Here is a 23,129-nt window from a genome sequence, read left to right as displayed (position 1 = left end):
CTACGCCCTCCAGTTCCGACGGAATCGAACCGGGCAGCGTTTCGTCGGGGCGCTCGGCGGCGATCAGCGTCCCGAAGCGGTCGAACGTCGTTGGCACTGTGCTTTACTTACTGCAAGTGGACTTGAATTGCTCGGTGGGCACTACGGCGGGAGGTCCAGCGCGTCGAGGTCGACGTGCTCCCGCACGAGGTCGGCGGCCGCGTCGTACGGCGACTGCTGGTCGCTGGCTGCGTCCGGGCGCTCCCGGCCCGCGTGTTCGTAGACCGCGTCTACGAACGCCTCTCGCGCGTTTTCGTTCTTGAAGAGCCCGTGGAGGTAGGTGCCGAGCACGCGCTCGGTCGCGGCGCTCGTCGCCCCGACCGGATTCGGCAGCGACTCGGGGACCTCGGTCCGGCCCATATGAATCTCGTAGCCCGACACCTCGCCCGTCGCGCCCGCGAGCGGGCCCGCGCCGTCCAGTTCGTGGGTGACTGCTTCCACGCGCTTGTCCTCGCGGAACGTCGTCTCGACGGGGAGCAGCCCGAACCCCTCGACAGCATCGAGGTCGTCGGTGGACTCGACGCCGGCGTTCACGATGCGCTCGCCGAGCAACTGGTAGCCGCCACAGAGCCCGACGACGGGACCGTCGAAGCGCGCGAGCGCGTCGCCGAACCCGGCTGTGCGGAGGTCGCGGAGGTCGTCGACGGTGTTCTTCGTGCCCGGGAGCACGACCGCGTCCGCGTCGTCGAGCCCGGTTTCGGACGGCACGTACGCGACGCGGACGCCGGGGACGCGCGCGAGCGGTTCGAGGTCCGTGAAGTTCGAGATGCGGGGCAGCCGCGGGACCGCAACCGTGACGGCGTGTTCGTCGAGAATCTCGTCGTCACCCAACAGTGCGCGCTCGTCGCTGTCGGGGAGCGAGAGACTGTCTTCCTCGGGGAGCCCGGGGTCGTCGTACGGGAGCACGCCCAAGATTGGGACGCCGGTCCGTTCCTCGATTTCTTCGATGCCAGCGTCGAGGAGCGCTGGGTCGCCGCGGAACTTCGTGATGACTGCGCCGACGACGCGCTCGCGGACGTCCTCGGGGAGCAGTTCGAGCGTGCCGTAGAGGCTGGCGAACGCGCCGCCGCGCTCGATGTCCACGACGACGAGCACGTCCGCGCCTCCCGGCTCCGCCGCTCGGCCATTTCGTCGCGCCTGCGGCGCGACGCGGTCCGCGAACCGCGCGGTTTCGACGTTCGCGAGGTCGCGGTCGTGGAGATTGACCTCCGCGATGCTGCCCGCGCCCTCCGCGACGATGATGTCGTGCTCAGCAGCGAGACGTTCGTGGGCTGCTTCTGCGGTCTCCCGGGCCTCGTCCCAGTGCTCGTCGTAGTAGTCGCCGGCGGCGTAGTGGCCGACGGCTTGCCCGTCGAGGACGAGCTGGCTCTCGGCGTCCCCGCGCGGCTTCAGGAGGACAGGGTTGTGGTCAGTGTTTGCGGGAACGCGAGCGGCTCGCGCCTGCACGTACTGCGAGACGCCGATTTCGCCCCACGCGGCCTCGGGTGTGCCCTCCGAAGCGGGGACGGCGCGCGCGTTGTTGCTCATGTTCTGGGCCTTGAACGGTGCGACCGACACGCCCGCGTCGGCGAGGTGGCGGCAGAGCCCGGCGGCGACGGTGCTCTTGCCGACGTGGGAGGCCGTCCCCGCGACGAGCAGCGTGCGGCAGTCGGCCATCAGTACTCGGTGCCCTTGCGGGCGCGCTGGCCCGCGTCGATTGGGTGGGTCTGCTTGCGGACTTCGGTCACGAGGTCCGCGCGCTCGGTGGCGTACGCGGGTTCGTCGTGCCCGCCCGTGAGCACGAGTTCGAGGTTCGCGGGTTTGTCCTCGACGAGCGAAACCACGTCCTCGGGGTCGACGAGTCCGCGGTTCGCGGCGTACAGGAGTTCGTCCAGAATCAGCATGTGGACGCCATCGTCGGCCGGCGCGTCGAGCGGGAGTTCGCCGTCGGCGTCGCGGGCGGCGTCGACGAGTTCGCGGGCGCGAGCGAGCCCGCCTCGTGCGCGAGCGCCGTGTTCGTCGTCGTCGCTGCCGTCGAGGAAGCCGTGCCAGCCGTAGTGCCCGGAGTTCTCGTACGTGAACCCCGGCATCTCGGCGATGGCGTTGTACTCGCCGCGGACGTCCTCGACGCTGGCGGTGCCGCCCTTCATGAACTGGAGGAGGTGGACGCGGTGACCGTGGCCGGCCGCCCGGAACCCCATCCCGAGCGCCGCGGTGGTCTTGCCCTTGCCGTCGCCCCACCAGACCTGCACGAGGCCGAACTCCTCGGGCGCGCTCGGCGTGATGTCGCGCGCGGTCGGCGTCCGCCCCTTACCGGGTGTTCGGGCGTGCTGGTCGGCCTGCTCGTCGGTCGCATCTGGTTCGTCGGTCATAGGTTCTCGATGAATGCGTCGAACGCGCCGCTGTCGGCGTGGACGTGCGCGTACGTGCCCAGCGTCTGATACTCGGTCAGTCCGTCCCGCTCGTCGGTGATGCCCGTCCCGCGCTCGACGTCGAACGCGAACCGCGCGTCACTCGCAACTGCTGCTTCGGAGTAGTGGAACTCGTGACCACGTAGCGTCTCGCCCGCGCTCGCGGTGAGCGCGTCGCCGCGAGCCCGCAGTTCCACGTGGTCGAGCGCCTGGTAGCGCTCCTGCATCGTCACGTCCGCGGGGAGCACGCCCGCCATCCCGTACGTCTCGCCGTCCGTCGTCGTCAGCGACTCCGCGAGCGCCATCAGGCCGCCGCACTCGCCGAGCACGGGCAGGCCGTCCGCCGCCCGTTCAGAGAGCGCGTCGAGCGCGGGCGAGTCTGCGAGCGCGTTCGCGTGGAGTTCTGGGTAGCCGCCGGGTAGGTAGACGCCGTCGCACTCGGGCAGGTCGTCGCCCGCGACCGGCGAGAACGGCACCACGTCGGCGCGCTCGCGCAGGCGCTCCCGGGTCGCCGGGTACTCGAAACAGAACGCTGCGTCGGACGCAACGGCGACGCGCTTGCCGGTCGCGGGCTTCGACTCCGCGGGCTCGGGTCGCGGCGGTTCGCGCGCGAGTTCGGCAATCTGTTCGGCATCGACGTGTTCGGCGGCCGCGTCGACGGCCTTCAGCTCGACGGGCGCTTCGTCGCCCATGTGGAGGCCGAGGTGGCGGTCCGGGATGTCCAGGTTCTCCGTCGGCGGAATGCGGCCGAGGTACGCGAGGTCCTCTGGGAGCGCGTCCCGGATGCCCTCGGCGTGGCGGCCGCCGTGCGCGCGCTGGGCGAGCACGCCGACCACGTCCACGTCGTAGCCGGCTTCGGCAGCGTACTCGCGGAAGCCGAGCGCGGTCGCGCCGACGCTCTGCATCCCCGCGCTCGCGTCCACGACCAACACGACCGGGAGGTCGAGGACCTCGGCGACGTTCGCGGTACTGGCGACGCTGCCGTCGTACAGCCCCATCATCCCCTCGACGACGCAGACGCCGCCGTCGCCGCGGTAGTAGTTCCGGCGCACGCCCTCGTCGCCGGAGAGCCACGGGTCCAGCGAGCGCGAGGGCTTGCCCGCGACTGGCTCGTGGTGGCTCGGGTCGATGAAGTCTGGACCCGCCTTCGCTGGCTGCGGGTCGTAGCGCGCGGTTTCGAGCGCGCGCAGGGTCGCCAGCGTCGCGACGGTCTTCCCGACGCCGGAGGCCGTGCCGCCGAGGACGACGCCCCTCACGGCGCGGCCTCCCGCTCAGTGACGCGGTCGTAGACCGCCGCGATTGCGTCCCGAATCGAGTCCATTCCGACACCCGCCTCGTCGGCGAGTGCGAGCGCGCCGCCCATCCCGACGCCCTCTTTGGCTTCGCCGGCGAGGTACGCGGCCATCGCGGGGTGGCCGTCGCGTCGCTCGAAGCCGGGGTCGGTGACGGTGAGCGCGAGGTCGTTGTCGGCGGCGAGCGCGCGGACGTCCGCGGAGTCGTCGCTTGCGACGAACGACGTGGTCGCGAGTTCGAGGTCGGCCGTGAGGCCGGCGTGCCGGACGAGCGCGCCCGCGGTGGCGAGTTGGGTGCCGCCCGCGAGCACGACCTCGGTGTCGGCTTCGAGCGCGCCGACCGCGAGGCCGGCGACGGCGGCGAGCACGGGGTCGCCCATCTGCCGGACGGCCTCCGTGGGCTGGCCGGCGAGGTCGCCGCGGGCGAGGCCGCTGGCATCGAGGCCCGCGTCGACAACCTCGCGTTTGAGTTCGAGGGGGTTCTCGGGGAGCGACGAAGAGACCGCGCGGCGTTCGCCGAGCGCGGCGAGGACGCCCATCGCGGTGGTGGTGCCGCCGGGAATCGTCTCCGCGAGCGCGAGGCGTTCCGTGGGGAGGTCACCGCCGAAGCGCCGCGCGTCCGCGAATATCGAGCCAGCGTCGGGGACGGGTTCGGGGTCGCGTGCGTCGCCACCGCGCGCCGCACCGACGTCGACGGTGGGCGCGCCAGTCGGTTCCGCGAGGCCGGCGTCGACAACGATGCTCTCGAAGTCCACGCGCTCGCGGACGGCGCGCGTGACGACCGCGGGCGTCGGGCAGCCGGAGGGGCTGACGGGGACGACCGGTGCTCGCACGGGCCGGCCGTACGCGAGAATTTCGCCGTCCGCGCTGGGCGTGTGCGCCATCAGTGTGGGGTCCGCGCCGGCGGCGCTGATGCCGTCGATGGTCGCCGTCTCGGTGGCACCGGCCACGAGCGCGAACAGCGTCTCGGGCGTGTCAGTCACGTTCCCCGAGAGAACACAAGCGAACTTTAATTCGGCGGTCGGGTTCGTCAGCGAGGGCTTCGTTCGGGACGGCCAGCGCAAGCTATTAGGGGGGCGCGCCCACGACGTTATGCAACCCGAGTTGGATTAGGACAATCCAACTTTATTACCATGACACGCGACGCTCTCGTCCTGCTCGGCCGGGACACGCCCCACGCCCGCGAAACGCTCGCCACCCACGCCAGCCGCCTGCGCGACCGCGGCGTCGCGGACGCGGTCCACGCCTGCTACTTCCGCCACGAGCCGCGGCGGGACCTCCGCGACCAGCTCGCGGCCGTCGACGCCGACCGCGCGTTCGCCGTCCCGATGACGGCCGCGCACGGCCGCGAAACGACCGTCGGCGTCCCCTCCGCGCTCGACCGCCTCGACGCGGCCGTCCACTACTGCGAACCGGTCTGTCGCAGTCCCGTGGTCACCGACGCGCTCCGCGACCGTGCTGTCGACGCTGCCGACGGCACCCCGGACGCGGTCGGTCTCGTCGCGCTCGGCGCGAGCTCCCGGCCCTACCACCGACAGGTCGCGGAGTACCACGCCGCCCGCCTGCGCGCGAACGGCGACTACGACGACGTCGCCACCAGCTACCTCGTCCAGAACCCCGCCGCGGAGTGCCTGCGCTACAACCTCGACGCCGACCACGCCGTCGCCGTCCCGCTGTTCGTCGCCGGCGGCGACGCCACCGACCGCGACATCCCCGACCGCCTCGAACTCGACCGCGGCGGCCTCGCGTACGCCGACCCGCTCGGTGCTCACCCGCGCTTGACGGACGCCGTCGAAGCCCAACTCGCCCAACAACGCGTGCTCGCCAGCCACGACGCCGGCACGACGTTCGAGGCGTCGCTGACCGCCGACGCCGCCGCATTCGCCGCCGACGGCGACGGCCGGTAGCGGTCGGTTCGCGCTCGAATTACGTACTGTCCGAGATTCGTTCGTGTTCCTTGCGGCAACTACTATGTCGCTTCTCGTGGTACTCGGCGTGTGTCCGACTACTCGCCCCCATCCCTCCCGCGCTCGTGGACCGTCGTCATCGTCGCCTTCCTCGTGGCCGTGTTCGCGTACTCGGTGCTAATCGCCCACCAGCCGCTGCTCGGCTTGCTCCCCGCGCTCGTGGTCGGCGTCGGCTACTTCGCGTGGCGGCTGCTCGCCGCGCTCGAAGCGATTGCCGGCCGAGACTGACGGCTACGCCCGCCGGACGGCCAGCACCGACAAATCAGAGAACGGCGTCTCCTCGCCGGCGTGCTCGGCGAGGTCGCCGAGCGTCGTCCGCGTAATCGTCTCGTCGTCGTGCGTGAGTCGTTCGAGTACGAGCGCCCGCAAGTCGGGACTTGCGCCCGCGTCCAGTAGGTCCGCGGCGACGTCCCCGGGCATCAGGTCGAACGGCCGCGGCAGCACGAGCAGGTGGCGCTCGCCCACGGCTTCGCGGAGCCGTGCGAGGTCGGGCGCGAGGTCGCCGCTCTTGTGGAGCGTGACGAATTCGGTGTCCTCCATCGGCGTGCGCGCCCGACTCGCTGCCACCTGGAGCGACGAGATGCCCGGAACCACTCGCACGGGTGGCTCCACCGCGCACCCGACCTTCCCGAGGAACTGGTAGCCCGAGTGGTTCGGGTCGCCCATCAGCACCGCGGTCCCGCGCTCGCCGGCCGCGACGCGCTCCGCGAACGCCGCCAGCGTCTCGCCCTCGTCGCGGTAGCCACACGTCAGCAGGTCGGCCTCCGTGTGGTCCGCGACGAACTCCACGACCGTCTCGAATCCAACGACGACGTCCGCGTCTCGTATCGCACGCTCGCCGCGTGGCGTCAGGAACTCGGGGTTCCCGGGGCCGACGCCGACGGCGTGCACGACGGCTCCGTTCTCCTTGGCTGATTCCGGCTCGCTGGCCGCGAACGCCGCCGGGTCCGGCTCCGAATCGAGGTCGTAGTCGTCGCTCACTGTTCGAGGTCGAGGTCGCCGTCACGGGCGTCACTGGCGACGTGGACCAGTTCGTTCGTCAGCCCGGCGGCGAGCCCGCTGCCGCCGCGCCGCCCGACGTTCGTGATGGCGGGCACGCCGTGCTCGCCCGCGACTTCGCGGAGGCGCTGGCGGCTCTCCGCGGCCTTCACGAAGCCGACGGGCGTCGCGACGACGACCGCGGGCCGGGTGCCGTCCGCGATGCAGTCCGCGAGCGCGAGCGCCGCGGTCGGCGCGTTCCCGACCACGGCTATCGCGCCGTCGTAGACGCCCTCCCTGTCGAGTTCGAGCACGGAGGCGGCCGTGCGGGTCATCCCGGTCTCGGCCGCCAACTCGGCACCGTTCCCGATGGCCTTGTGCACCGCGCAGTCGTGGCCGCGGCCCGTAATTCCTGCTTTCACCATCGTGATGTCCGTCACGATGGGTGCCTCGTCGAGCACCGCGCGGGCACCGGCGCGGACGGGCTCGGAGTCGTCGCTGCCCGTGAACCGCACGAGGTGCTGGAACTCGGGGTCGCCGGTCGCGTGTACGGACTTCTGCCGCACGCGGTCCGCGAGCGTCTCGTCGGGGACGAGCTCGCGCACGCGGTCCATGCTCGTCTCCGCGATGTCCATCGCGTTCTCAGTGGTCGCGCCGAGGTCCGCGTACGACTCGAAGTCGCCGTCAGTCGTCATCCGAGGACACCTCCTGAGTCGCGGCGGGGGAGTCGCTGGCTTTCGCTTCGAGGTCGCCCTCCACCTGGAGGTTCAGGTCGCGCAGGCGCTCGGCCGTCTCGTCGTCGGCGTCCCAGAGCCCGCGCTCGATGGCTTCCAGCAGCGTGTCCGTGATGGAGTCCAGCGCCCACGGGTTCACGTCCCGCAGCCATTCCTGTCGGTCCTCGTCGAAGGCGTACTGCTCGGCGACGTCTTCCCAGAGGCGGTCGGAGACGACGCCCGTGGTGGCGTCCCAGCCGAGCGTCACGTCGACCGTCGACGAGAGGTCGCCCCCGCCCTTGTAGCCGTGCTCCTCCATCGAGTCCAGCCACTCGGGGTTGAGCACGCGGGCGCGCATCGCCTTCCGGACCTTCTCCTCGTTCGTGTAGACGTCCACGTTGTCCGGGTCGCTGGAGTCCCCCACGTAGGAGGCGGGCTCCTCGCCGGACTCCTCCGCGACGGCCGTGATGAACCCACCGTGGAACGCGTACCAGTCCGAGGAGTCGAACTCGTCTTGCTCCATCGTGTCCTCGATTTTCGCGGTGGCGTCGACGTTCCCGAGGCGGCGCTCGAAGGCGTCGTGGGCTTCCGAGACGCGGCCCCGCGACCCCATCGCGTAGCCGCCCCACTGGACGTAGACGTCCGCGAGGTCCGAGCGGTCCTCCCACTCGCCCTCGTCGACGGCCTTGTTCGTGCCCGCGCCGTAGCCGCCCGGGCGCGTCGTGAACACGCGATGCTTGGCTGCCTCCTCGGGGTTCTCGACGCCCTCAGCTTCGAGTTCCGCGGCGTCCGCCTCGACGTGCTTTTTCACGTAGTTCTGGTCGTGGGACTCGTCGAGGGCGACGACAGCGTCGACGGCGTCGTGAATCACGCCCGCCGCCTGCGGGAACGCGTCCCGGAACAGCCCGGAGACGCGCGTCGTCACGTCGATTCTGGGGCGGCCGAGTTCGTCCAGCGGAATCGGCTCCACGCTGTCCACGCGCCCGGCGTCGGTCCACACCGGCCGGACGCCCATCAGGCCGAGCACCTGCGCGATAGTCTCCCCACGCGTCCGCACGGTCGGCGTCCCCCACGCGACGACCCCGACCTCATCGGGGTACTCGCCCTCGTCTCGCGGGTCGCTGTGCTCCCCGCTCGACTGGTCCACGGCGCTTCGCGCCGCACTCTCTTCTCTGTGGCGCTGGGCGATGCCGTCTGCGACTTCCTTCCCCACGTCCCAGGCGGTCTTCGCGGGCACCTTCCGCGGGTCCAGCGTGTAGAAGTTCCGGCCCGTCGGCAGCAGGTCGACGCCGCCGCGCGTCGGCGCGCCGCTCCCGCCCGGTTCGACGTACTCGCCGTTCAGCGCGTCCGCAGTCTGGGGAATCTCGGTCTCCGCGCCAAACACCCGCGGCGCGGCCTCCTCGCAGATGAATGCGAGAACGTCACGGAGGTCGTCGTGTGCGCCGGACTTCGCGCGGGCGTCGCCGAGCGTGTCGACGTCGCCGGCTTCGCCGGCTGCAAGAGGCGTCTCCGACGCCTCCCTGTCGACCACGAGCAGATTCATGTTCACCTCGTCTTCGGGGCCTGCTTCGACGTTCGACGCGGGCACGTCGAAGTTCTCGGCGGCGAGTGTCTCCACGAGGTCGACGCTCGTCTCGTACACCTCGTCGGCGGCCTCGGCGTACGTCATCCCCAATTCCTCACTGTACGCGCCCGGGGAGTCCAGCATCGTCTCGTAGTCCACGCCGAGCACGCCCGCGACGCTCTCGCGCAGCGACGGCGCGCCCGGGTTCTCGAGGCGCGTGAGCGCCACGAGGTACTCCACGAGGCGGTCGCCTTCCGGGGGTTCACCCATCGTGTGGAGCCCCAGTCGAATCTGGGTCGTCTTCACGTCCGTCACGTACTCGTGGACGCGCTCGACCAGTTCCTCGATGTCTACGTCGTCACCCGATACGTCGCCTTCTGCGAGCGACGTGCCGGCTTCCTCGGGACCTCTCACGTCGGCTTTCTCCGAAATCTCGCCCGCGATCCCGAGTTCGACCGCGAGGTCGAGGTCGTCGACGTGCTCGCGGATGCGCTCGGCGAGGTGGGCCTCGCTGTCGGCGCCCGAGCCAGTGCCGGCTTCTCGGTAGCGCGACGCCAGTTCTTCGAGTTCCGCGAGTTCGTCGTACGTGCCCGCGTTGCGCATCACGGGCGTGAGGTAGTCCACGACCGCGGCGTACGACCGGCGCTTGGCCTGCGTGCCCTCGCCGGGGTTGTTGACGATGTACGGGTAGACGTTCGGCAGGTCGCCGAGCAGCGCGTCCGGCGCACTCGCCGAATCGAGGCCGACGGTCTTCCCGGGCAGCCACTCCAGACTGCCGTGCGTGCCGAGGTGGACGACCGCGTCCGCGTCGAAGTCCTCGCGGAGCCACGCGTAGAACGCGTAGTAGTCGTGTGGCGGCTGGAGGTCGCTGTCGTGGTAGACCTTCTGTGGGTCCATGCTGAACCCGCGGGGCGGCTGGACGGTCACGAGCACGTTCCCGTACTCGACGCCCGGAATCGCGAACGGGCGCTCGGGCGGCTCGCCCCACTCTTCGACCACGTTCTCGCGGAATTCCGGGTCCGCGTCCGCCCACCAGTCCGCGTACTCGTCAGTCGACACCACGTCGACGCTCCGTTCGGCGACGTCCTCTGGCGCGACCCAGCGGTCGTCCAGCGTGAGCTGGCTCGTCAACTGCTCGATGAGCGCCTGTCCCTCCGGTGGGCTCGCTCCGTCTCGCGGGTCGCTGTGCTCCCCGCTCGACTGTTTCGAGGCGCGAAGCGCCTCGCTACCTAATTCGTACCCGCGTGCGTCCAGTTCGTCGAGCAGATTGACCGTGCTCTCGGGCGTGTCGAGGCCGAACGCGGTGCCGATGCCGTCGTCGCTGGGCGGGTAGTTGTGGAGCACGACGGCGACGTGCTTCTCGTCGTTGTCGAGGTGGCGGAGGCGCGCCCAGTTCACCGCGAGGCTGGCGGCGTGGTCGACGCGGTCCTCGATGGGGAAGTGCTGTTTCGGCGCGGTGCCGATGCCCGCGTCGTCGTCGGTGCGCTCCTTCCCCGAAATCGGGTGCGTGATGACGTTGCCGTCGAACTCCGGGAGCGCGACCGAGAGCGCGAGTTCGAACCCCATCACGCCCGTGTCCGCGGACTCGTACCGGGACCGCGAGCGCATCGTCGTGACGGTCTGGAGCACCGGGACGCCGAGGCGGTCGAGGAAGACGTCCTCCGCGGAGTCGCCCTCGTCGTCGGCCGAGCGGCCGCGCTCGTCCATCGACAGCGAGAACATGAACGACGAGAGCACGGCGTCGACGACGGGCTCACCGTCTTCCAGGAGCCACTCGTCGGTCACCCACTCGGCGTCCTCCTGCTCGTCGCTGTCCGTCGCTGGATTACAGAAGATGGGGAGCGCGTTCGCACCCTGCGCCTCTAACGCCCGGACGACGCTGTCGACGTAGCGGGTGTTCTCGTGGGTCCAGTGGGACTCGTAGAACCAGACCGCGACGGTCGGCGCGTCGGGGTCGAAGGTCGCGCGGAGTTCGTCGTACGCGACGCCCGGGTAGTCGGGGTGGTAGACGCCCTCCGTGGGGAGCGCGACGGGGTCGTCGTACGCGCGGTCGGCGGGCGAGTAATGGTCGACGAGGTAGCGCAGGCAGTTGGCGACGTTCGCCGTGCCACCCCGGTCGAGGTACTCGTAGACGGCGTCGCGGTCTTCCGCGGCGACGGTGGTATCCTCGAGGGCGTAGGCGTCGCCCGTGGAGTTGACGACGAGCGGGACGCCCTCGTCGGCGAGCCGTCGGGTCGCGCGGTCGTAGCCGGGCATGCTGTCCTCGGCACCGTGTAGCCAGAACACGGCGGCGTCGGCGTCCGCGGCGGCGTCGGCGAACGCCTCGACGTCGGTGTCGTCGTCGAGGTCGCTCTCCGAGCGCGCGAGGAGGTCAGCCTCGACGCGCTCGGCGGCCGCCTGGATGGAGCCGAGTTCGTTCTCGGTCGCGGTGTAGAGTGCAATCTTAGGCATAAGTCTATTAAACCTCCGTTGTGGTATTACAACTATGGTTGAATTAGGAAGCGGCAAAAAGCTGTCGCAGGCGAGCCGTGCCGCGGTGCCGTTCCCGGCCGTCGTCGGCCAGCGCGACCTCAAGGACGCGCTCCTCGCGGTCGCCGCCAACGACGCCCTCGACGGCCTCCTCGCGGCTGGCGAGAAGGGCACCGCGAAGTCCACGGCGGCGCGGGCGCTCACCGACCTCCTCCCCGACCAGCGCGCCGTCGCCGACTGTCCCTACGGCTGCCCGCCCGACGACCCGAAGTGCCAGTGCGCGGACTGCCGGGCACGAGACGACCCACCCGTCGAGACGCGACCAGTCCCGTTCGTGACGCTCCCGCTCGGCGCGTCCCGCGACCGCGTCATCGGATCGCTGTCCGTGCCGGACGCGCTCGACGGCGACGCCGAGTTCAACCCTGGTTTACTCGCGCGGGCGAACCGCGGCGTCCTCTACGTCGACGAAGTGAACCTCCTCGACGACCACCTCGTCGACGTCCTCCTCGACGCCGCCGCCGCCGGCGTCAACCGCGTCGAACGCGACGGCGTCAGCGTCACCCACCCCGCGGCGTTCACCCTGATCGGGACGATGAACCCCGAGGAGGGCGAGCTCCGCCCGCAGTTCCGCGACCGCTTCGCGCTCCAGGTGCGCGTCGCGGGCAGCGACGACCTCGACGACCGCGCGGCAATCGTCTCGCGCGCGCTCGACGGCTTCGACGGCGACTACGGCGAGGAGACCGACCAGGTCCGCGAGCGCCTGCTCGGTGCGCGCGACATGCTCTCCGAAGTGGACCTCCCGGAATCGCTCGTCCGGGAGATTTCCGAACTCTGCCGGGACGCGGGCGTCGACGGCCACCGCGCCGACGTCGCCATCGCTCGCGCCGCGCGCACGTTCGCCGCGCTCGAGGGCCGACCAACGGTCACGGAGGCCGACGTCCAGCGCGCCGCGGAGTTCGCGCTCCCGCACCGCCTCCAGTCCCGGCCGTTCGAGGACGCGCCCGACCCCGAGGACGTCGTTGACGACCACTTCGAGGACGGAACGGACGACGCGGAGCACGACGGAGAGAGCGAGGAATCAAATGCCGACACGGGCGACGACTCGGGAGCGGACCCCGAGCCGGACGACGAGTACGGCGACGAGTCCCCGTCAAACCCCGACTCCAGCGGCTCGGGAGACGAGCACGAAGGCGACGGGAACGTCGGCGAGGCCGAACAGGCCGAGAACGAATCGGGCAGCGAGGGCGACGACACCGAGGACGCCGCGCCGCTCGTTCCCGGGCAGTCGCGCTCGGAGACGGCCGAGCCGGGTGCGGGTGCCGCGCCGGAGACGGCGGCAGCGAGCGCGGAGCGACCCGCCGGAACTGGCGGGGCGACCGCGACACCGAGCACGGACGGTCGTGGGCCGCGCGTGCGCACCGAGCGGGCGTCCGGGACGAATAGCGTGGACGCCGCGGCGTCGGTGCGAGCGGCCGCGGCGCGCGGCGCGGAGGGGGTCGAACGGCGGGACCTCCGGCAGTCCGTGCGAGCGGGGTCGGCGTCCGCGCTCGTCGTGTTCGCGGTGGACGCCAGCGCGTCGATGCGCGGGCCGATGCGCGCCGCGAAGGGCGTCGCGTTGGACGTGCTGTGGGACGCCTACGAGCGCCGCGACGAGGTCGCCGTCGTGACGTTTGCAGGCGAGGACGCGAACGTCGTCCTGCCGCCGACGGACAGCGTGACGCTGGCGGCGCGCCACCTCAAGTCGCTGCCGACCGGCGACCGCACGCCGCTGCCCGCGGGCTTGCGCGCCGCCGACGACGTGCTGGCGCGTGCGAACCCGGACGCCGCGGTCGTAGTCGTCGTCACGGACGGCCGGGCGAACGCCGGCACGGACGCGCCGACCGCGGACACCCGGAAGGCCGCGAGCGCGTTTGCCGACCGCGGCGCGGAAGTGCTCGTCGTGGACGCCGGGGACGGCGGTCGCGTGAGCCTCGTGGACGACGTGGTACGGGCTGCTGGCGGCGAGCGCGTGCCCTTGGACGCGCTGACGCCCGAGCGAATCGACGGGGCCGTCCGCACTGCGGGGGGTGAGCGCTGATGGCCGGCCTCGGCGCTGGTGCCGGCCTCGGCGTGCTCGGCGCGGCGGCCGTGCTGGGCGTGACGCACGCGCTCGAACCCGACCACGCGGCCGGCATCTCCGCGCTCACCAGCGACACGGACCGGTGGACGCACGCCGCGTTCGTCGGCGGGAGTTTCGCCGTCGGGCACGTCCTCGTCGTGGTCGCGTGGGTCGCCGTGCTCACGCTGCTCGGCACCGCCGCCAGCACCGTGCCCGCGGTCGTCGACGAGTTCGGGACGCTGGTCGCGGGCGGGATTCTCGTCGCCGTCGCCGCGCTGCTCGCCGTCACCGGCGCGCGCCGGCTCCGCGGACGCTCCGCGCGGCCGTCGCCCGAGGACGCCTCGAATCTGGTCGGCCGCGTCCTGGCACGGGCGCACGCCCACCTCCACAGTCACAGCCACGAGACCCGCCGCGACTACCTCCGTACGGGTGTCGTGGGTTCGCTGTTTGCGCTGTCGCCGCCGGTGAGCATGCTCGCGCTCGTCTCCGCCGTCCTGCCGACCGCCGGGCTCCCCGCGACAGCCGCCAGCGTCGGCGTCTACGCCGTCGCGCTCACCGTCACGATGGTCGGCGTCGGCACCGGCCTCGGCGGCGTGTTCACGGCAGCGCGCGAGCGCGGCCAGCACGCCCACGCTGCGGTCGAACTCTGCGCGAGCGTCGTCGTGCTCGCATTCGCTGTGCAGTTACTGGCCTGAAAAGAAGGAATTAGTCTTCTGCGGGGAACGCGTCGTGCAGCGAGTGGTGGGTCTCGCCGAGGTCCGCGAGCAGCGAGTCGCCGTGGTCGGCGAGGCGCGCCAGCGAGCGCTCGGCGTCCCGCACCGCGACGAGGCGGCCGCGGAGGTAGTCGTACTCTTGGTCGTCCTCGTCGGTCGCGGCGACCTGCTCTTCGAGGTCGACGAGCGCGGCGTCGAGGTGGCGCTGGAGCGCCGACAGCGAGTCGGCGTTGGCCAGCCCCTCGATGGGGCCGTCGAGGTGTCCCTCTAGTTCCTTCTCGGCGTGCTCGCGGGCGCTCCGGTCGTCGGTACCGAGGACGTTCATGAGGCCGAGTCGTAGGGCTTCGAGTTCGTGGCAAGTCATAGCAGTTGGGCGTCGAGGTCGGCGACGACGCGCTCGCGGTCGAGGTGCGAGGTGACGATGCGGTCGGCGTCGTCGGGGGCGACGCGCTGGTACCAGACGCCGTCCGGGTAGACGGCGACGTTCGGGCCGTCACCGCACTGGCCGAGACACGACGAGCGCGTAACGCGCACGCTCCCGCCGTCGGCGTCCCGGGCGGCCTGCCGGAGGCGTTCGAGGACCGCCGGCGCGCCGTCCGCCGCGCACGTCTGGTTCGTGCAGACGGCGACGTGCTTGTCCGGCGCGTCGTGGGCGTGGGGGTCGTCGGCGACGTTCTCGCGGTCGGCGTGGGCTTCGCGGTGGTCGAGCGCGCGCAGCATCGCCTTCGCGCCGCCGACGTCCTCCTCGTAGCCGTCCAATTCGACCTTGTACTTGCAGGTGTCACAGGACATCTCGACGCTGCCCGTGCGGGCTTCCTGCCAGCGGTCGCCGAGCACGTCCAGCAGCCGGGGGTCCGTGCCAAGTGGGTCGCCACAGGCCGCCTCGACGTAGGGGTATTCGGCGTCAAAATCGGCCGTGCCGTCCCGGATGCGGCCGGTGAGCACGCCGTCGCCGAGCATGTAGGGCAGGACGACCACGGCGTCCGGGCGGTGCTTGGCGACGTCGTGGAGCGTGTCGGCGAGCGTCGGCTCCGTGACACCGATGAACGTCGCGTCCACGCGGGAGAACTCCCGCCCCTCGTAGAGTAGGCGCGCGAGTTTGTGAACGTCGGCGTTCGCGTCCGGGTCGCTAGACCCGCGAGCGCACAGCACGACAGCCACGTCGTCGCTCGCCCGGTCGACACCGAGGTCGGCCTCGACGCTGGCCGCGCGGTCGTCCAGCAGGTCGACGATGGCCGGGTGGACGCCGAGGTGCGAGCCGTTGTCGAAGGCCACGTCGGGGTGGTCGGCGCGTGCCTGCCGGAGCGCCGCGGGAACGTCGTTCTTGACGTGGCTGGCAGCGAACAGCGACAGGTGGACCACGGAGATGCTGGAGACGGCGGGCGCGAGCGCGTCGATGGCGTCCGCAATCGACGGCTCCGCGAGTTCGAGGAACCCCGCGTCCACGGGCACGCCCAGCCGCGCTTCGAGGTCCGCAGCGAGCGTGCGCACTTGCTCGTTGGACTCCTCGCGGCGCGAGCCGTGGCCGACCAGCAGGACGGCCTCGTCGTTCAGGCTGGCCGTCGCCTCGTCGGTGCGGCTCACGGCCCCACCTCCAGCGAGACGTCGACGTTCTCGGCCTGTTCGAGGCTCCGCCGGAGCTTCCGGCAGCGCGACGGCGCGAACAGCCCAGACGCCTCGCTGCCCTCGTACAGCCACGCGCCGAGTTCGGGGACGGCGTCGTCCTCGACGCTGAAGTAGTAGCCCGAGGAGGCGTCGGCCACTTCGCCGTACGGCGCGTCCACGGGCGCGTCGTCGAGGAGCGACTGAACGGTGTCGAGGAGCGCGCGGTCGTCGTGGACGAACGAGAGTCCCACGGTGCCCGACGAGGACTTGAAGCAGACCGTGCCGCAGGCTTCCACGAGCCCGCGGAGGAGCTGGCGGTCGTGGTCGGCGAGCGCGTCCAGCCGGTAGCCGCCCGCGTCGCCCGAGATGGGCAGGCCGAACGCGGCGGCCGCGCGGGCCGCGAGCCCGCCGAACACCTGCACCGTGTACTCGTCCTCGCGGCGCGTAATCGACGTGTCGTGGGCGTACTCGCGTTCGTCCACGCGATGGCCGGTGCGCTCGCCGCCCGCGATTGCCGCGAGCTTGTCGGCGACGGCCTCGTCACTCGTCTCGACGGTCACGCAGGCGTCGCCGAGTTCGCCCGCGCCCGCGACGTACCCCCAGAAGTACGCGGTCTCGGGGTGCGCGGCGAGCGCGGACGCCGGCACGGCCACGTCGGACTCGTCGGTACTCACGGCTCGCCCTCCACGTCTTCGACGGTGATGGCGTCGAACGGGCACGCCGCCGCGGCGTCCTCCGCGTCGGCGACGCGCTCGTCGTCGAACGTTCCGACTACTGTGTCGTCGTCTCGCTCGATGGTGCCGTCGTCGCTGTCGTCGGGCGGCGCGGGGTCCGCGTCAGGGTCAAGCGTGGCGATGCCGTCGGCGTCCTCGACGAACCGCGGGTCCCGCGTCAGGCACGCGAACACGCCGTCGCAGGCGTCGCGGTCGATTGTCACTCGGTACATCAGTAGTCGTACTTCGTCTCGTAGCCGCGCGGGGTGACCATCCGGTCGTCGAAGACGTACGTGTCCTCGTTGCCGACGACGACGGTCGTGGTCATGTCCACGAGGTCGGTCTCTCCGTACGACTCCAGCTCGCCCAGCGTCGTGAGTTCGACTTCCTCGTCCTCGCGGCCCGCTCCGTGGACGATACCCACGGGAGTGTCCGCGTCGCGGTGCGCGAGCAGAATCTCGCAGGCCTTCTGGAAGTTCTCGCGGCGCTTGCGGCTCCACGGGTTGTAGATGGAGATGGTGAACTTCTCGCCGGCGACGGCGTGCAGCCGCGACTCGATTTCCGGCATCGGTGTCAGGTGGTCGGACAGCGAGACGCTCACGGAGTCGTTCACGAGGGGTGCGCCGAGCCGCGCCCCACAGGACTGCGCCGCGGGGACGCCCGGTACGACCTCGAAGTCCAGCGTCGACGCGGTCGCGCCCTTCGACTCCACGATTTCGAGTGCCAGCCCCGCCAGCGCGTAGACGTTCGGGTCGCCGCTCCCGACGATGGCGACGTCGTTGCCCGCGAGCGCGCGGTCGATGGCCTCCTCCGTGCGGGAGACTTCGCCGCACATCGGCGTGTCGTAGATGGCCTCCGCGTCGTCGGTGATGTCGTCCGGGACGAGGTCGATGTACGTCGTGTACCCGACGATGTGCTCGGCGTCCCCGAGCGCGGCCTTCGCGCGCTCGGTCATCCCCTCGGGCTGACCGGGGCCGAGGCCCACTGCGGTGAGTTTGCCGGGGTCGGCGTCGAAGTCGTCGACAGTCGAGCCGACCTTCTCCTCGGTGCTCTCGGACGCGCCACACGACGAGGACGAGTCGGTGCTGCTGGACGCGCCGCACTTCGACTCGCTGGACGTCTCCGTCGTGCTCGCGCCACAGTTGGAAGTCGATGCGTCGGTCTCGGTGGTGGTGTCGTCAGTGCTCATCAGAAGTCCTCGACGTCACGCCCGCCGCGCGGGGTGACGAGGTGTTCGCGGTGGTCGTTGGTCCATACCTCCGTCTCGTGGTTCCCGACGAGAACCGAGGTGCCCATGCCGCCGACCTTCTCGTCGTGGTCGGCGACCTCCCCGAGCGTCGTCACGGTGTGCGTCTCGCCCTCGGTGTTCCGGCCGGCGTCGCCCCGCCCCGCGTCGTTGATGATGGCGACGGGCACGTCGTCCGCGCGCTCCTCGCGGAGTACCTGGACGGCGCGCTCGTAATCCCGCCAGCAGTTGTAGAGAACGACGACGAACCCGCTGATGGCGGCCGCGCGGAGTTTCTCCTCGATTTCCTCCCAGCCGCGCCACTTCTCCGAGAGGGAGATGGTGCAGAAGTCGTTCGACAGCGGCGCGCCGAGGTTCGCCGCGCCGCCCAGCGCCGCCGTCACGCCCGGCACGATTTCGATAGGGACGTCGTATGCTTCGTCCTCCTCGGCCATCAGGTAGACCAAATCTGACTTCCCGTAGACGTTCGGGTCGCCGCCGGAGACGTGCGCGACGTCCTCGCCGTCGCGGACGCGCTCGAACGCCTCGCGCGCGAGTTCGACCTGCCGCCCCATCGTCGAACGCACGATTTCCTGCTCGGGACGCTCGCCGGCGTCCTCTGGCGGGAGCGTGCCGTCGCGCCGCAGGAACTCCTGGTAGAGGTTCGACGCGACCACGCAGTCCGCCGTCCGAACCACGTCCTTCGCGCGCTGAGTCATCCCGCCGGGGAGGCCGGGGCCGATGCCGACGACGTACAGCGTGCCGTAGTCGCTGGTGTCGGTAGCAGTGGCGGCGTCGCTGCTCGCGGGTCGTTCCTCCCCGTCTTCTCGCGGGCTCCGCCCGCTCGAACGGTCCGAGGGACCCTGTCCCTCGCTACTCGCTGATTCCGCGGCCTCGTTGCGCTCGGCCTCGCCGCTCATTTGCCGACCGCCACCGTTACCGCCTCGTCGTAGCGCTCCTTCTCGACGAGCAGGTCGTGGTCGCGGCCGCCCGCGATTGCGGACGCCTCTGCGATGCCGGGCCAGCCGATGAGTTCCTTCGACCGGGAGGGCGTCGGACCCTCGTGGTCTTCGAGGGTCTCCTTCTCGAAGGAAACGACGCCCACGTCGAGTTCCTCCGCGGCGGCGAGCAGTCCGTCTTCGTCCGCTTTTCGAATGCCCGTGGCGACGAACTCCACGTCGTCGAGGTCGTAGTCCGTGGGTTCGAGGCTGGCCGCCCACGCGTCGAGGAACTGCTGTTTCTTCGCGCCGGAGACGCTGCCTGTCCCGAGGACGACGCCGTCATTACTGTTGCGCTTGAGGACGGTGACGTCGTCGTCAGCGAGCACGGCCGCGGGGCCGTCGAGGCGCGCGACTGGGCCGAGATTCTCGTCGAGGACCGCGAGGTTCGTCGCGACTGTGGAGTCGCCGTTGACGACGTGCGCGTCGAGGGCTCGCGCGCGCTCCTCGACGCCCTGCTTGCCCGCGGCCTCGCTGGCCGTGGTCACGGCCGGCACCGCGCCCATCGACGCGAGGTCGTCGGCGACCTGGTTCGCGCCGTGGTGGCCGCCCGTGAGGGGAATCGCCCACGTCAGTTCCTCGTCGACCACGACGACCGCTGGGTCGTCCCACTTGTCGTCGAGCAGCCCCGCGGTCTTGCGCATCGCGATGCCGGAGGCCATCAGGCCGACGAAGCAGTCGTACTCGCCCCAGTGCTCGGCGAACACGTCGCCGTGGTACTCCAGAATCTCGATGGAGTCGTAGCGGTCGCCGATGCCCGCCACGATTTCCTCCGCAGTGCTCATCTTCCGCTCGAACGCCACGATGGCGATGTCTTCGGCGACCTCGCCGTCGGAGTCGGGCGTCGAACAGTGCGCTCCAGAACCGTCGCTGTCGTTGCTGTCGGTGCTCATGGTTAGTCGTCCGCCTCGCTCTCGCTGCCGCTGCGGTTCGCCCAGTCGCCGTAGAGGTACGAGCGGTCGTAGTTCGCGCCCGCGCCAGCGTCGCCGATGACGACGAGCGCGGACGCACGGTAGCCAGCATTCTCGACCTTCTCGCCGATGGTTTCGACGGTACCCTCGATGACGTCTTCGTCCGGCCACGACGCGTGGTAGACGACAGTGACGGGGGTGTCGGGGTCGTGACCGTCGTCGCGGAGCCGGTCCATCACGTCCGGGATGGCGTGGGTGCCGAGGTAGATGCAGGTCGTCACGTCGCCCATCTCGACGAACTCGGAGACGTGGTCGTCCTCGGGGTCGAGCGTGCGGCCCTGCGGGCGCGTGAACGCGACGTGGTTCGCGGTGCCGTTCAGCGTGAGTTGCGTGCGCAGCGTCGCCGATGCGGCGAACGCCGACGTGACGCCGGGGACGATGTAGGTCGGGACGCCTTCCTGTTCGAGGGCGTCCATCTGCTCTAAGGCCGCGCCGTAGATGGCGGGGTCGCCGCTGTGCAGGCGGACGGCGGTCCGGCCGTCCTCGTGGGCGTCCCGCATCAGCGGAATCAGCTCTTCGAGGTCCTTCCCCACGGAGGAGACGGTCTCGGCGTCGGCGCAGTACTCGTCCAGGAGTTCGCTGTTCACGAGCGAGCCGGCGTGCACGACGAGGTCCGCGTCCTCGACGAGCTCCTTCCCGGTCACCGTGAGCAGGCCGGGGTCGCCGGGGCCGGCGCCGATGAACGGGATGCCCTCTTGCACGTCGCCGGCGGTGTGCTCGTAGACGCGGGGGTCGCGGCCGCGTTCGCGCTGCTCGCTGGCGGCGTCGATGGCAGCCTGCGGGTCGGTCGCGTCAGTCACCACCGACCACTCCATTAGGACCGTCCGCGCCGTCGCGAACGTCCTCGAAGGCCGTCGGGCGGTCCTTCTGTAAGTCCGCGCGTTCGGCGTACGCGAGCGTGTAGTAGTCCCGCTCGTCGAGTTCGGTGGGGTCGCTCGTCACGCGCTCGTCGCCCTGCTCCATGAACAGCCGGCGGCCGTACGTGACGTCGTAGCCAGCGTCCACGAGGCCGTCGTGGGTCGCGGGCGCGTCCGTGACCTTGAACAGGACCATCCGATCCGGGCCAGTCGGGGATTTTCCCTGCGCGGCCTCGCGGAGCGCGAGCCCCGCGCCCGCGTCGATTTCGATGCCGAGCGCGGTGGCGAACGCGGTGACCGCGCTGACGCCCGGGACGACGTCCACGTCCACGTCGGGGTGGAAGGCGTCGAGCGTGCGGCGGAGGTGGCCGAACGTCGAGTAGACGTTCGGGTCGCCGAGCGTCACGAACGCGGCGTTCCCGTCGCGGGCGCAGGGCGCGACCTCTGCGGCGGCGTCCCGCCACGCGTCGCGGAGTTCCTGTGGGTCCCGCGTCATCGGGAAGTCGAGGTCGCCGATGCGCGACTCGGGGACGTGTTCAGTGGCGACCGTCCGCGAGAGCCGGCCGGGTGAGTAGACGACATCCGCGGTTTCGAGCACGCGCTTCCCGCGCACGGTCACGAGGTCGGCTTCGCCGGGGCCGAGGCCGACGCCGTAGAGGGTCATCGGTCGCCCTCCGCGTCTGCCGCCGTGTCGCTGGCGCTCCCGACGAGCATGTAGACGGGGTTCTGGGAGTCGAAGGAGGTCGCGCCTGCGAGCTCGTAGCCGTGGCTCACCTGAAACTGGACGACCTCCTCCAGGAGGTCGCGCTCGCGGAACGCCTCGGTGGCAGCGCCCGCGACCTCCAGCCGGGAGACGTTCATCACGACGCGGTCGACGCCCGCGTCGACGGCGTAGTCGAGGACGGCCTCGTAGTTCCGGCTACCGCCGAGGAACAGCGCGTCGGCGGCTTCGGGGAGTCCGTCGGGGGCTTCGGCGTGGCGGACGTCGACGGCGTCCGAGAGGTCGTTCGCCGCGAGGTTCCGTTCGGTGGTCTCGACGCGCTCGCGCTTGCGCTCGACGGCGGTGACGCGGCCGGCGTCGCGGGCGGCGTCCGCCGTGACTGCGCCCGTGCAGGAGCCGACTTCGGCGAAGTGGTCGTCGGGGCCGAGCGCGAGCTTGGCCCGGAGGACCGCTCGCACCTCAGATTTGGTCGGTCCGGCTTTGGCGTCGTGGGGGAGTCGGGTCTGAGCCATCACCGAACACAACAGCAGTAGCGCCTAAAACAATTTTGGTTGAATTAGGAAAAGTTTACTTTTGTTACGGCCGGCGAAACGGCCAGTAGCGCAACCGTGGACGCAGTTTGCACAAAGATACTTGAATTAGGGACGCGTCAGGTAGCGGTAATGAGCGATTCGAGCACCGTCGGGGAGCTGGGGGTTCTCCGGAGCAAGCGCAACGCCACACGCTACCAGATACTCGTCGAAATCGCCGAACGCCAGCCCGCGGTCAGCCAGCGCGAAATCGCGGAAGCCATCGGCGTCACCGCGCAAGCGGTCAGCGACTACCTCGGCGACCTCGTGGAGGACGGCCACGTGCGCAAGCACGGCCGCGGCCGCTACGAGGTCACCAAGGAGGGCGTCGACTGGCTCATCTCCCAGACCGACGACCTCCGGTCGTTCGTGGAGTACGTCTCCGAGAACGTCATCGAGGAGGTCGAGGTCGACACCGCCATCGCAACCGCCGAAATTCAGGAGGGCCAGCGCGTCACGCTCGCGATGCAGGACGGCGTGATGCACGCCACGCCCGGCGACGTCGGCAGCGCCACAGCCGTCGCGGTCACGTCGGCCGAACCCGGTCAGGACGTGGGTGCCGCGGAGTTCGAGGGGATGCTCGACTACCAGCCCGGCGAGGTCACCGTGCTCTCGGTTCCTACTGTTCGAGAGGGTGGGAGTCGCGCGCTCGCCGAGGACGTCGTCGAAGACCGGCTCGCGGAACACGACCGCGTCGCCGCTGCGGGCGTCGAAGCACTCGTCGCCGTGCGGGACGCTGGCGTCGAACCCGACATCCGCTTCGGGACTGCCGAGGCCGTCCCGGAGGCCGCCAGCAAGGGACTGTCCGTGCTGCTCGTGGCGACGACCGACCGGCTCTCCGAGCACACCGACCCGTTGCGCGAGCGCAACGTCGGCTACGAGGTCGTCGAAGCCGGCGACCAGTGACTAGTAGAGTTCGCCGCCCGGCGGCACGTCCTCGTCCGGGCCGACGAGCACGGGGTTGCCGTCTTCGTCCGGGACGCCGACGGTGAGCACTTCCGACTCGTAGCCCGCGATGTTGACGGTGCCGAGGTTCGTCGCACACAACACCTGCCGACCGACGAGGCCGTCGGGGTCGTAGTTGTAGCCGGTCTGGGCGGCCGACTGGACGACCTCGTCTCCGAGGTCGACTTCGAGTTTCGCGAGTTCGGGTTTGCGGGCTTCCGGGAACGGTTCCGCGGCGACGACTTCGCCGACGGCGAACGTCGTCTCGAAGCGGTTCGATGGCACGCCCGAGGCGACGGAGT

At 70.8% G+C, this 23,129-nt stretch carries 23 protein-coding genes; 5 read left to right on the top strand and 18 right to left on the bottom strand.

Features of this window, described 5'->3' with window-relative positions:
• Nucleotides 1-141: 141 nt before the first annotated feature.
• The 4 genes from LT974_RS11340 to LT974_RS11325 are packed head-to-tail and all read right to left on the bottom strand — an operon-like array spanning nt 142 to nt 4,704.
• Complete coding sequence (locus LT974_RS11340; protein ID WP_232587762.1) at nt 142-1,695, bottom strand: cobyric acid synthase; 1,554 nt, start codon at nt 1,693-1,695, stop codon at nt 142-144.
• The gene (locus LT974_RS11335) at nt 1,695-2,390 is read right to left on the bottom strand and encodes a cob(I)yrinic acid a,c-diamide adenosyltransferase (RefSeq protein WP_232587761.1); all 696 of its coding nucleotides are present in this window, start codon (nt 2,388-2,390) and stop codon (nt 1,695-1,697) included. The genes LT974_RS11340 and LT974_RS11335 overlap by 1 nt, the downstream gene beginning before the upstream one ends.
• On the bottom strand, nt 2,387-3,685 hold the full coding sequence (locus tag LT974_RS11330; protein WP_232587760.1) for a cobyrinic acid a,c-diamide synthase: 1,299 nt from the start codon (nt 3,683-3,685) through the stop codon (nt 2,387-2,389). Before LT974_RS11330 ends, LT974_RS11335 begins: the two co-directional genes overlap by 4 nt.
• Nucleotides 3,682-4,704, bottom strand: coding sequence for a nicotinate-nucleotide--dimethylbenzimidazole phosphoribosyltransferase (locus tag LT974_RS11325; protein WP_232587759.1), 1,023 nt, complete (start codon nt 4,702-4,704; stop codon nt 3,682-3,684). The genes LT974_RS11330 and LT974_RS11325 overlap by 4 nt, the downstream gene beginning before the upstream one ends.
• A gap of 150 nt (nt 4,705-4,854) precedes the next feature.
• Between LT974_RS11325 and LT974_RS11320 the strand changes: the two genes are divergently transcribed.
• Both LT974_RS11320 and LT974_RS11315 read left to right on the top strand, forming a co-directional pair.
• Complete coding sequence (locus LT974_RS11320) at nt 4,855-5,628, top strand: sirohydrochlorin chelatase (RefSeq protein ID WP_232587758.1); 774 nt, start codon at nt 4,855-4,857, stop codon at nt 5,626-5,628.
• 90 nt (nt 5,629-5,718) lie between these two features.
• Complete coding sequence (locus LT974_RS11315; protein ID WP_232587757.1) at nt 5,719-5,916, top strand: hypothetical protein; 198 nt, start codon at nt 5,719-5,721, stop codon at nt 5,914-5,916.
• Nucleotides 5,917-5,919: 3 nt separating this feature from the next.
• On the opposite strand, the gene LT974_RS11310 is transcribed toward LT974_RS11315, so the two are convergent.
• From LT974_RS11310 to cobN, 3 genes are read right to left on the bottom strand one after another with little or no spacing between them, the layout of a single operon-like run.
• On the bottom strand, nt 5,920-6,669 hold the full coding sequence (locus LT974_RS11310; RefSeq protein ID WP_232587756.1) for a cobalt-precorrin-7 (C(5))-methyltransferase: 750 nt from the start codon (nt 6,667-6,669) through the stop codon (nt 5,920-5,922).
• Complete coding sequence (locus LT974_RS11305; protein WP_232587755.1) at nt 6,666-7,361, bottom strand: precorrin-8X methylmutase; 696 nt, start codon at nt 7,359-7,361, stop codon at nt 6,666-6,668. Before LT974_RS11305 ends, LT974_RS11310 begins: the two co-directional genes overlap by 4 nt.
• The gene (cobN, locus tag LT974_RS11300; RefSeq protein WP_232587754.1) at nt 7,351-11,394 is read right to left on the bottom strand and encodes a cobaltochelatase subunit CobN; all 4,044 of its coding nucleotides are present in this window, start codon (nt 11,392-11,394) and stop codon (nt 7,351-7,353) included. Before cobN ends, LT974_RS11305 begins: the two co-directional genes overlap by 11 nt.
• Nucleotides 11,395-11,428: 34 nt before the next feature.
• Between cobN and LT974_RS11295 the strand changes: the two genes are divergently transcribed.
• Nucleotides 11,429-13,489 (top strand): VWA domain-containing protein, encoded by a 2,061-nt coding sequence (locus tag LT974_RS11295; protein WP_232587753.1) that lies wholly within the window; start codon nt 11,429-11,431, stop codon nt 13,487-13,489.
• Entirely contained in the window at nt 13,489-14,205 is a 717-nt protein-coding gene (locus LT974_RS11290; RefSeq protein ID WP_232587752.1) for a HoxN/HupN/NixA family nickel/cobalt transporter, read from the top strand. Before LT974_RS11295 ends, LT974_RS11290 begins: the two co-directional genes overlap by 1 nt.
• Before the next feature lie 10 nt (nt 14,206-14,215).
• On the opposite strand, the gene LT974_RS11285 is transcribed toward LT974_RS11290, so the two are convergent.
• From LT974_RS11285 to cbiT, 10 genes are read right to left on the bottom strand one after another with little or no spacing between them, the layout of a single operon-like run.
• The gene (locus tag LT974_RS11285; protein WP_232587751.1) at nt 14,216-14,587 is read right to left on the bottom strand and encodes a DUF3209 family protein; all 372 of its coding nucleotides are present in this window, start codon (nt 14,585-14,587) and stop codon (nt 14,216-14,218) included.
• Nucleotides 14,584-15,807 carry a CbiX/SirB N-terminal domain-containing protein gene (locus tag LT974_RS11280; RefSeq protein ID WP_232587750.1) on the bottom strand — a complete coding sequence of 408 codons (1,224 nt, stop codon included), beginning with the start codon at nt 15,805-15,807 and terminating at the stop codon, nt 14,584-14,586. The genes LT974_RS11285 and LT974_RS11280 overlap by 4 nt, the downstream gene beginning before the upstream one ends.
• Nucleotides 15,804-16,502, bottom strand: coding sequence for a cobalamin biosynthesis protein (locus LT974_RS11275; protein ID WP_232587749.1), 699 nt, complete (start codon nt 16,500-16,502; stop codon nt 15,804-15,806). The genes LT974_RS11280 and LT974_RS11275 overlap by 4 nt, the downstream gene beginning before the upstream one ends.
• Nucleotides 16,499-16,774, bottom strand: a complete 276-nt coding sequence (locus tag LT974_RS11270; RefSeq protein WP_232587748.1) for a ferredoxin — start codon at nt 16,772-16,774, stop codon at nt 16,499-16,501. Before LT974_RS11270 ends, LT974_RS11275 begins: the two co-directional genes overlap by 4 nt.
• Nucleotides 16,774-17,730 carry a precorrin-3B C(17)-methyltransferase gene (gene cobJ / locus LT974_RS11265; protein WP_232587747.1) on the bottom strand — a complete coding sequence of 319 codons (957 nt, stop codon included), beginning with the start codon at nt 17,728-17,730 and terminating at the stop codon, nt 16,774-16,776. Before cobJ ends, LT974_RS11270 begins: the two co-directional genes overlap by 1 nt.
• Complete coding sequence (locus LT974_RS11260; RefSeq protein ID WP_232587746.1) at nt 17,730-18,686, bottom strand: precorrin-3B C(17)-methyltransferase; 957 nt, start codon at nt 18,684-18,686, stop codon at nt 17,730-17,732. The genes cobJ and LT974_RS11260 overlap by 1 nt, the downstream gene beginning before the upstream one ends.
• A complete protein-coding gene (cbiG, locus tag LT974_RS11255; protein ID WP_232587745.1) occupies nt 18,683-19,657 on the bottom strand; it encodes a cobalt-precorrin 5A hydrolase in 975 nt (324 codons plus the stop codon). The genes LT974_RS11260 and cbiG overlap by 4 nt, the downstream gene beginning before the upstream one ends.
• A 2-nt stretch (nt 19,658-19,659) precedes the next feature.
• The gene (locus LT974_RS11250) at nt 19,660-20,550 is read right to left on the bottom strand and encodes a cobalt-precorrin-4/precorrin-4 C(11)-methyltransferase (RefSeq protein ID WP_232587744.1); all 891 of its coding nucleotides are present in this window, start codon (nt 20,548-20,550) and stop codon (nt 19,660-19,662) included.
• Nucleotides 20,528-21,256, bottom strand: coding sequence for a cobalt-factor II C(20)-methyltransferase (locus tag LT974_RS11245; protein WP_232587743.1), 729 nt, complete (start codon nt 21,254-21,256; stop codon nt 20,528-20,530). Before LT974_RS11245 ends, LT974_RS11250 begins: the two co-directional genes overlap by 23 nt.
• Complete coding sequence (gene cbiT / locus LT974_RS11240) at nt 21,253-21,825, bottom strand: precorrin-6Y C5,15-methyltransferase (decarboxylating) subunit CbiT (protein ID WP_232587742.1); 573 nt, start codon at nt 21,823-21,825, stop codon at nt 21,253-21,255. Before cbiT ends, LT974_RS11245 begins: the two co-directional genes overlap by 4 nt.
• Before the next feature lie 150 nt (nt 21,826-21,975).
• On the opposite strand from cbiT, the gene LT974_RS11235 reads away from it, so the two are divergent.
• The gene (locus tag LT974_RS11235) at nt 21,976-22,788 is read left to right on the top strand and encodes a DUF7839 domain-containing protein (RefSeq protein ID WP_232587741.1); all 813 of its coding nucleotides are present in this window, start codon (nt 21,976-21,978) and stop codon (nt 22,786-22,788) included.
• On the opposite strand, the gene LT974_RS11230 is transcribed toward LT974_RS11235, so the two are convergent.
• On the bottom strand, nt 22,789-23,112 hold the full coding sequence (locus tag LT974_RS11230) for a tRNA-binding protein (RefSeq protein WP_232587740.1): 324 nt from the start codon (nt 23,110-23,112) through the stop codon (nt 22,789-22,791).
• Nucleotides 23,113-23,129 lie beyond the last annotated feature (17 nt).

Source organism: Halobacterium noricense (assembly GCF_021233435.1).
Taxonomy (GTDB): Archaea; Halobacteriota; Halobacteria; order Halobacteriales; family Halobacteriaceae; genus Halobacterium; species Halobacterium noricense.
Note: the sequence above shows the minus strand (reverse complement) of the source record. Positions and strands in the feature narration are given on the sequence as shown.

Coding starts and splice junctions, on each gene's coding strand:
- LT974_RS11340 (WP_232587762.1), bottom strand. CDS start 1,695: ATGGCCGACTGCCGCACGCTGCTCGTCGCGGGGACGGCCTCCCACGTC.
- LT974_RS11335 (WP_232587761.1), bottom strand. CDS start 2,390: ATGACCGACGAACCAGATGCGACCGACGAGCAGGCCGACCAGCACGCC.
- LT974_RS11320 (WP_232587758.1), top strand. CDS start 4,855: ATGACACGCGACGCTCTCGTCCTGCTCGGCCGGGACACGCCCCACGCC.
- LT974_RS11305 (WP_232587755.1), bottom strand. CDS start 7,361: ATGACGACTGACGGCGACTTCGAGTCGTACGCGGACCTCGGCGCGACC.
- cobN (WP_232587754.1), bottom strand. CDS start 11,394: ATGCCTAAGATTGCACTCTACACCGCGACCGAGAACGAACTCGGCTCC.
- LT974_RS11295 (WP_232587753.1), top strand. CDS start 11,429: ATGGTTGAATTAGGAAGCGGCAAAAAGCTGTCGCAGGCGAGCCGTGCC.
- LT974_RS11290 (WP_232587752.1), top strand. CDS start 13,489: ATGGCCGGCCTCGGCGCTGGTGCCGGCCTCGGCGTGCTCGGCGCGGCG.
- LT974_RS11285 (WP_232587751.1), bottom strand. CDS start 14,587: ATGACTTGCCACGAACTCGAAGCCCTACGACTCGGCCTCATGAACGTC.
- LT974_RS11270 (WP_232587748.1), bottom strand. CDS start 16,774: ATGTACCGAGTGACAATCGACCGCGACGCCTGCGACGGCGTGTTCGCG.
- cobJ (WP_232587747.1), bottom strand. CDS start 17,730: ATGAGCACTGACGACACCACCACCGAGACCGACGCATCGACTTCCAAC.
- LT974_RS11260 (WP_232587746.1), bottom strand. CDS start 18,686: ATGAGCGGCGAGGCCGAGCGCAACGAGGCCGCGGAATCAGCGAGTAGC.
- cbiG (WP_232587745.1), bottom strand. CDS start 19,657: ATGAGCACCGACAGCAACGACAGCGACGGTTCTGGAGCGCACTGTTCG.
- LT974_RS11250 (WP_232587744.1), bottom strand. CDS start 20,550: ATGGAGTGGTCGGTGGTGACTGACGCGACCGACCCGCAGGCTGCCATC.
- LT974_RS11245 (WP_232587743.1), bottom strand. CDS start 21,256: ATGACCCTCTACGGCGTCGGCCTCGGCCCCGGCGAAGCCGACCTCGTG.
- cbiT (WP_232587742.1), bottom strand. CDS start 21,825: ATGGCTCAGACCCGACTCCCCCACGACGCCAAAGCCGGACCGACCAAA.
- LT974_RS11235 (WP_232587741.1), top strand. CDS start 21,976: ATGAGCGATTCGAGCACCGTCGGGGAGCTGGGGGTTCTCCGGAGCAAG.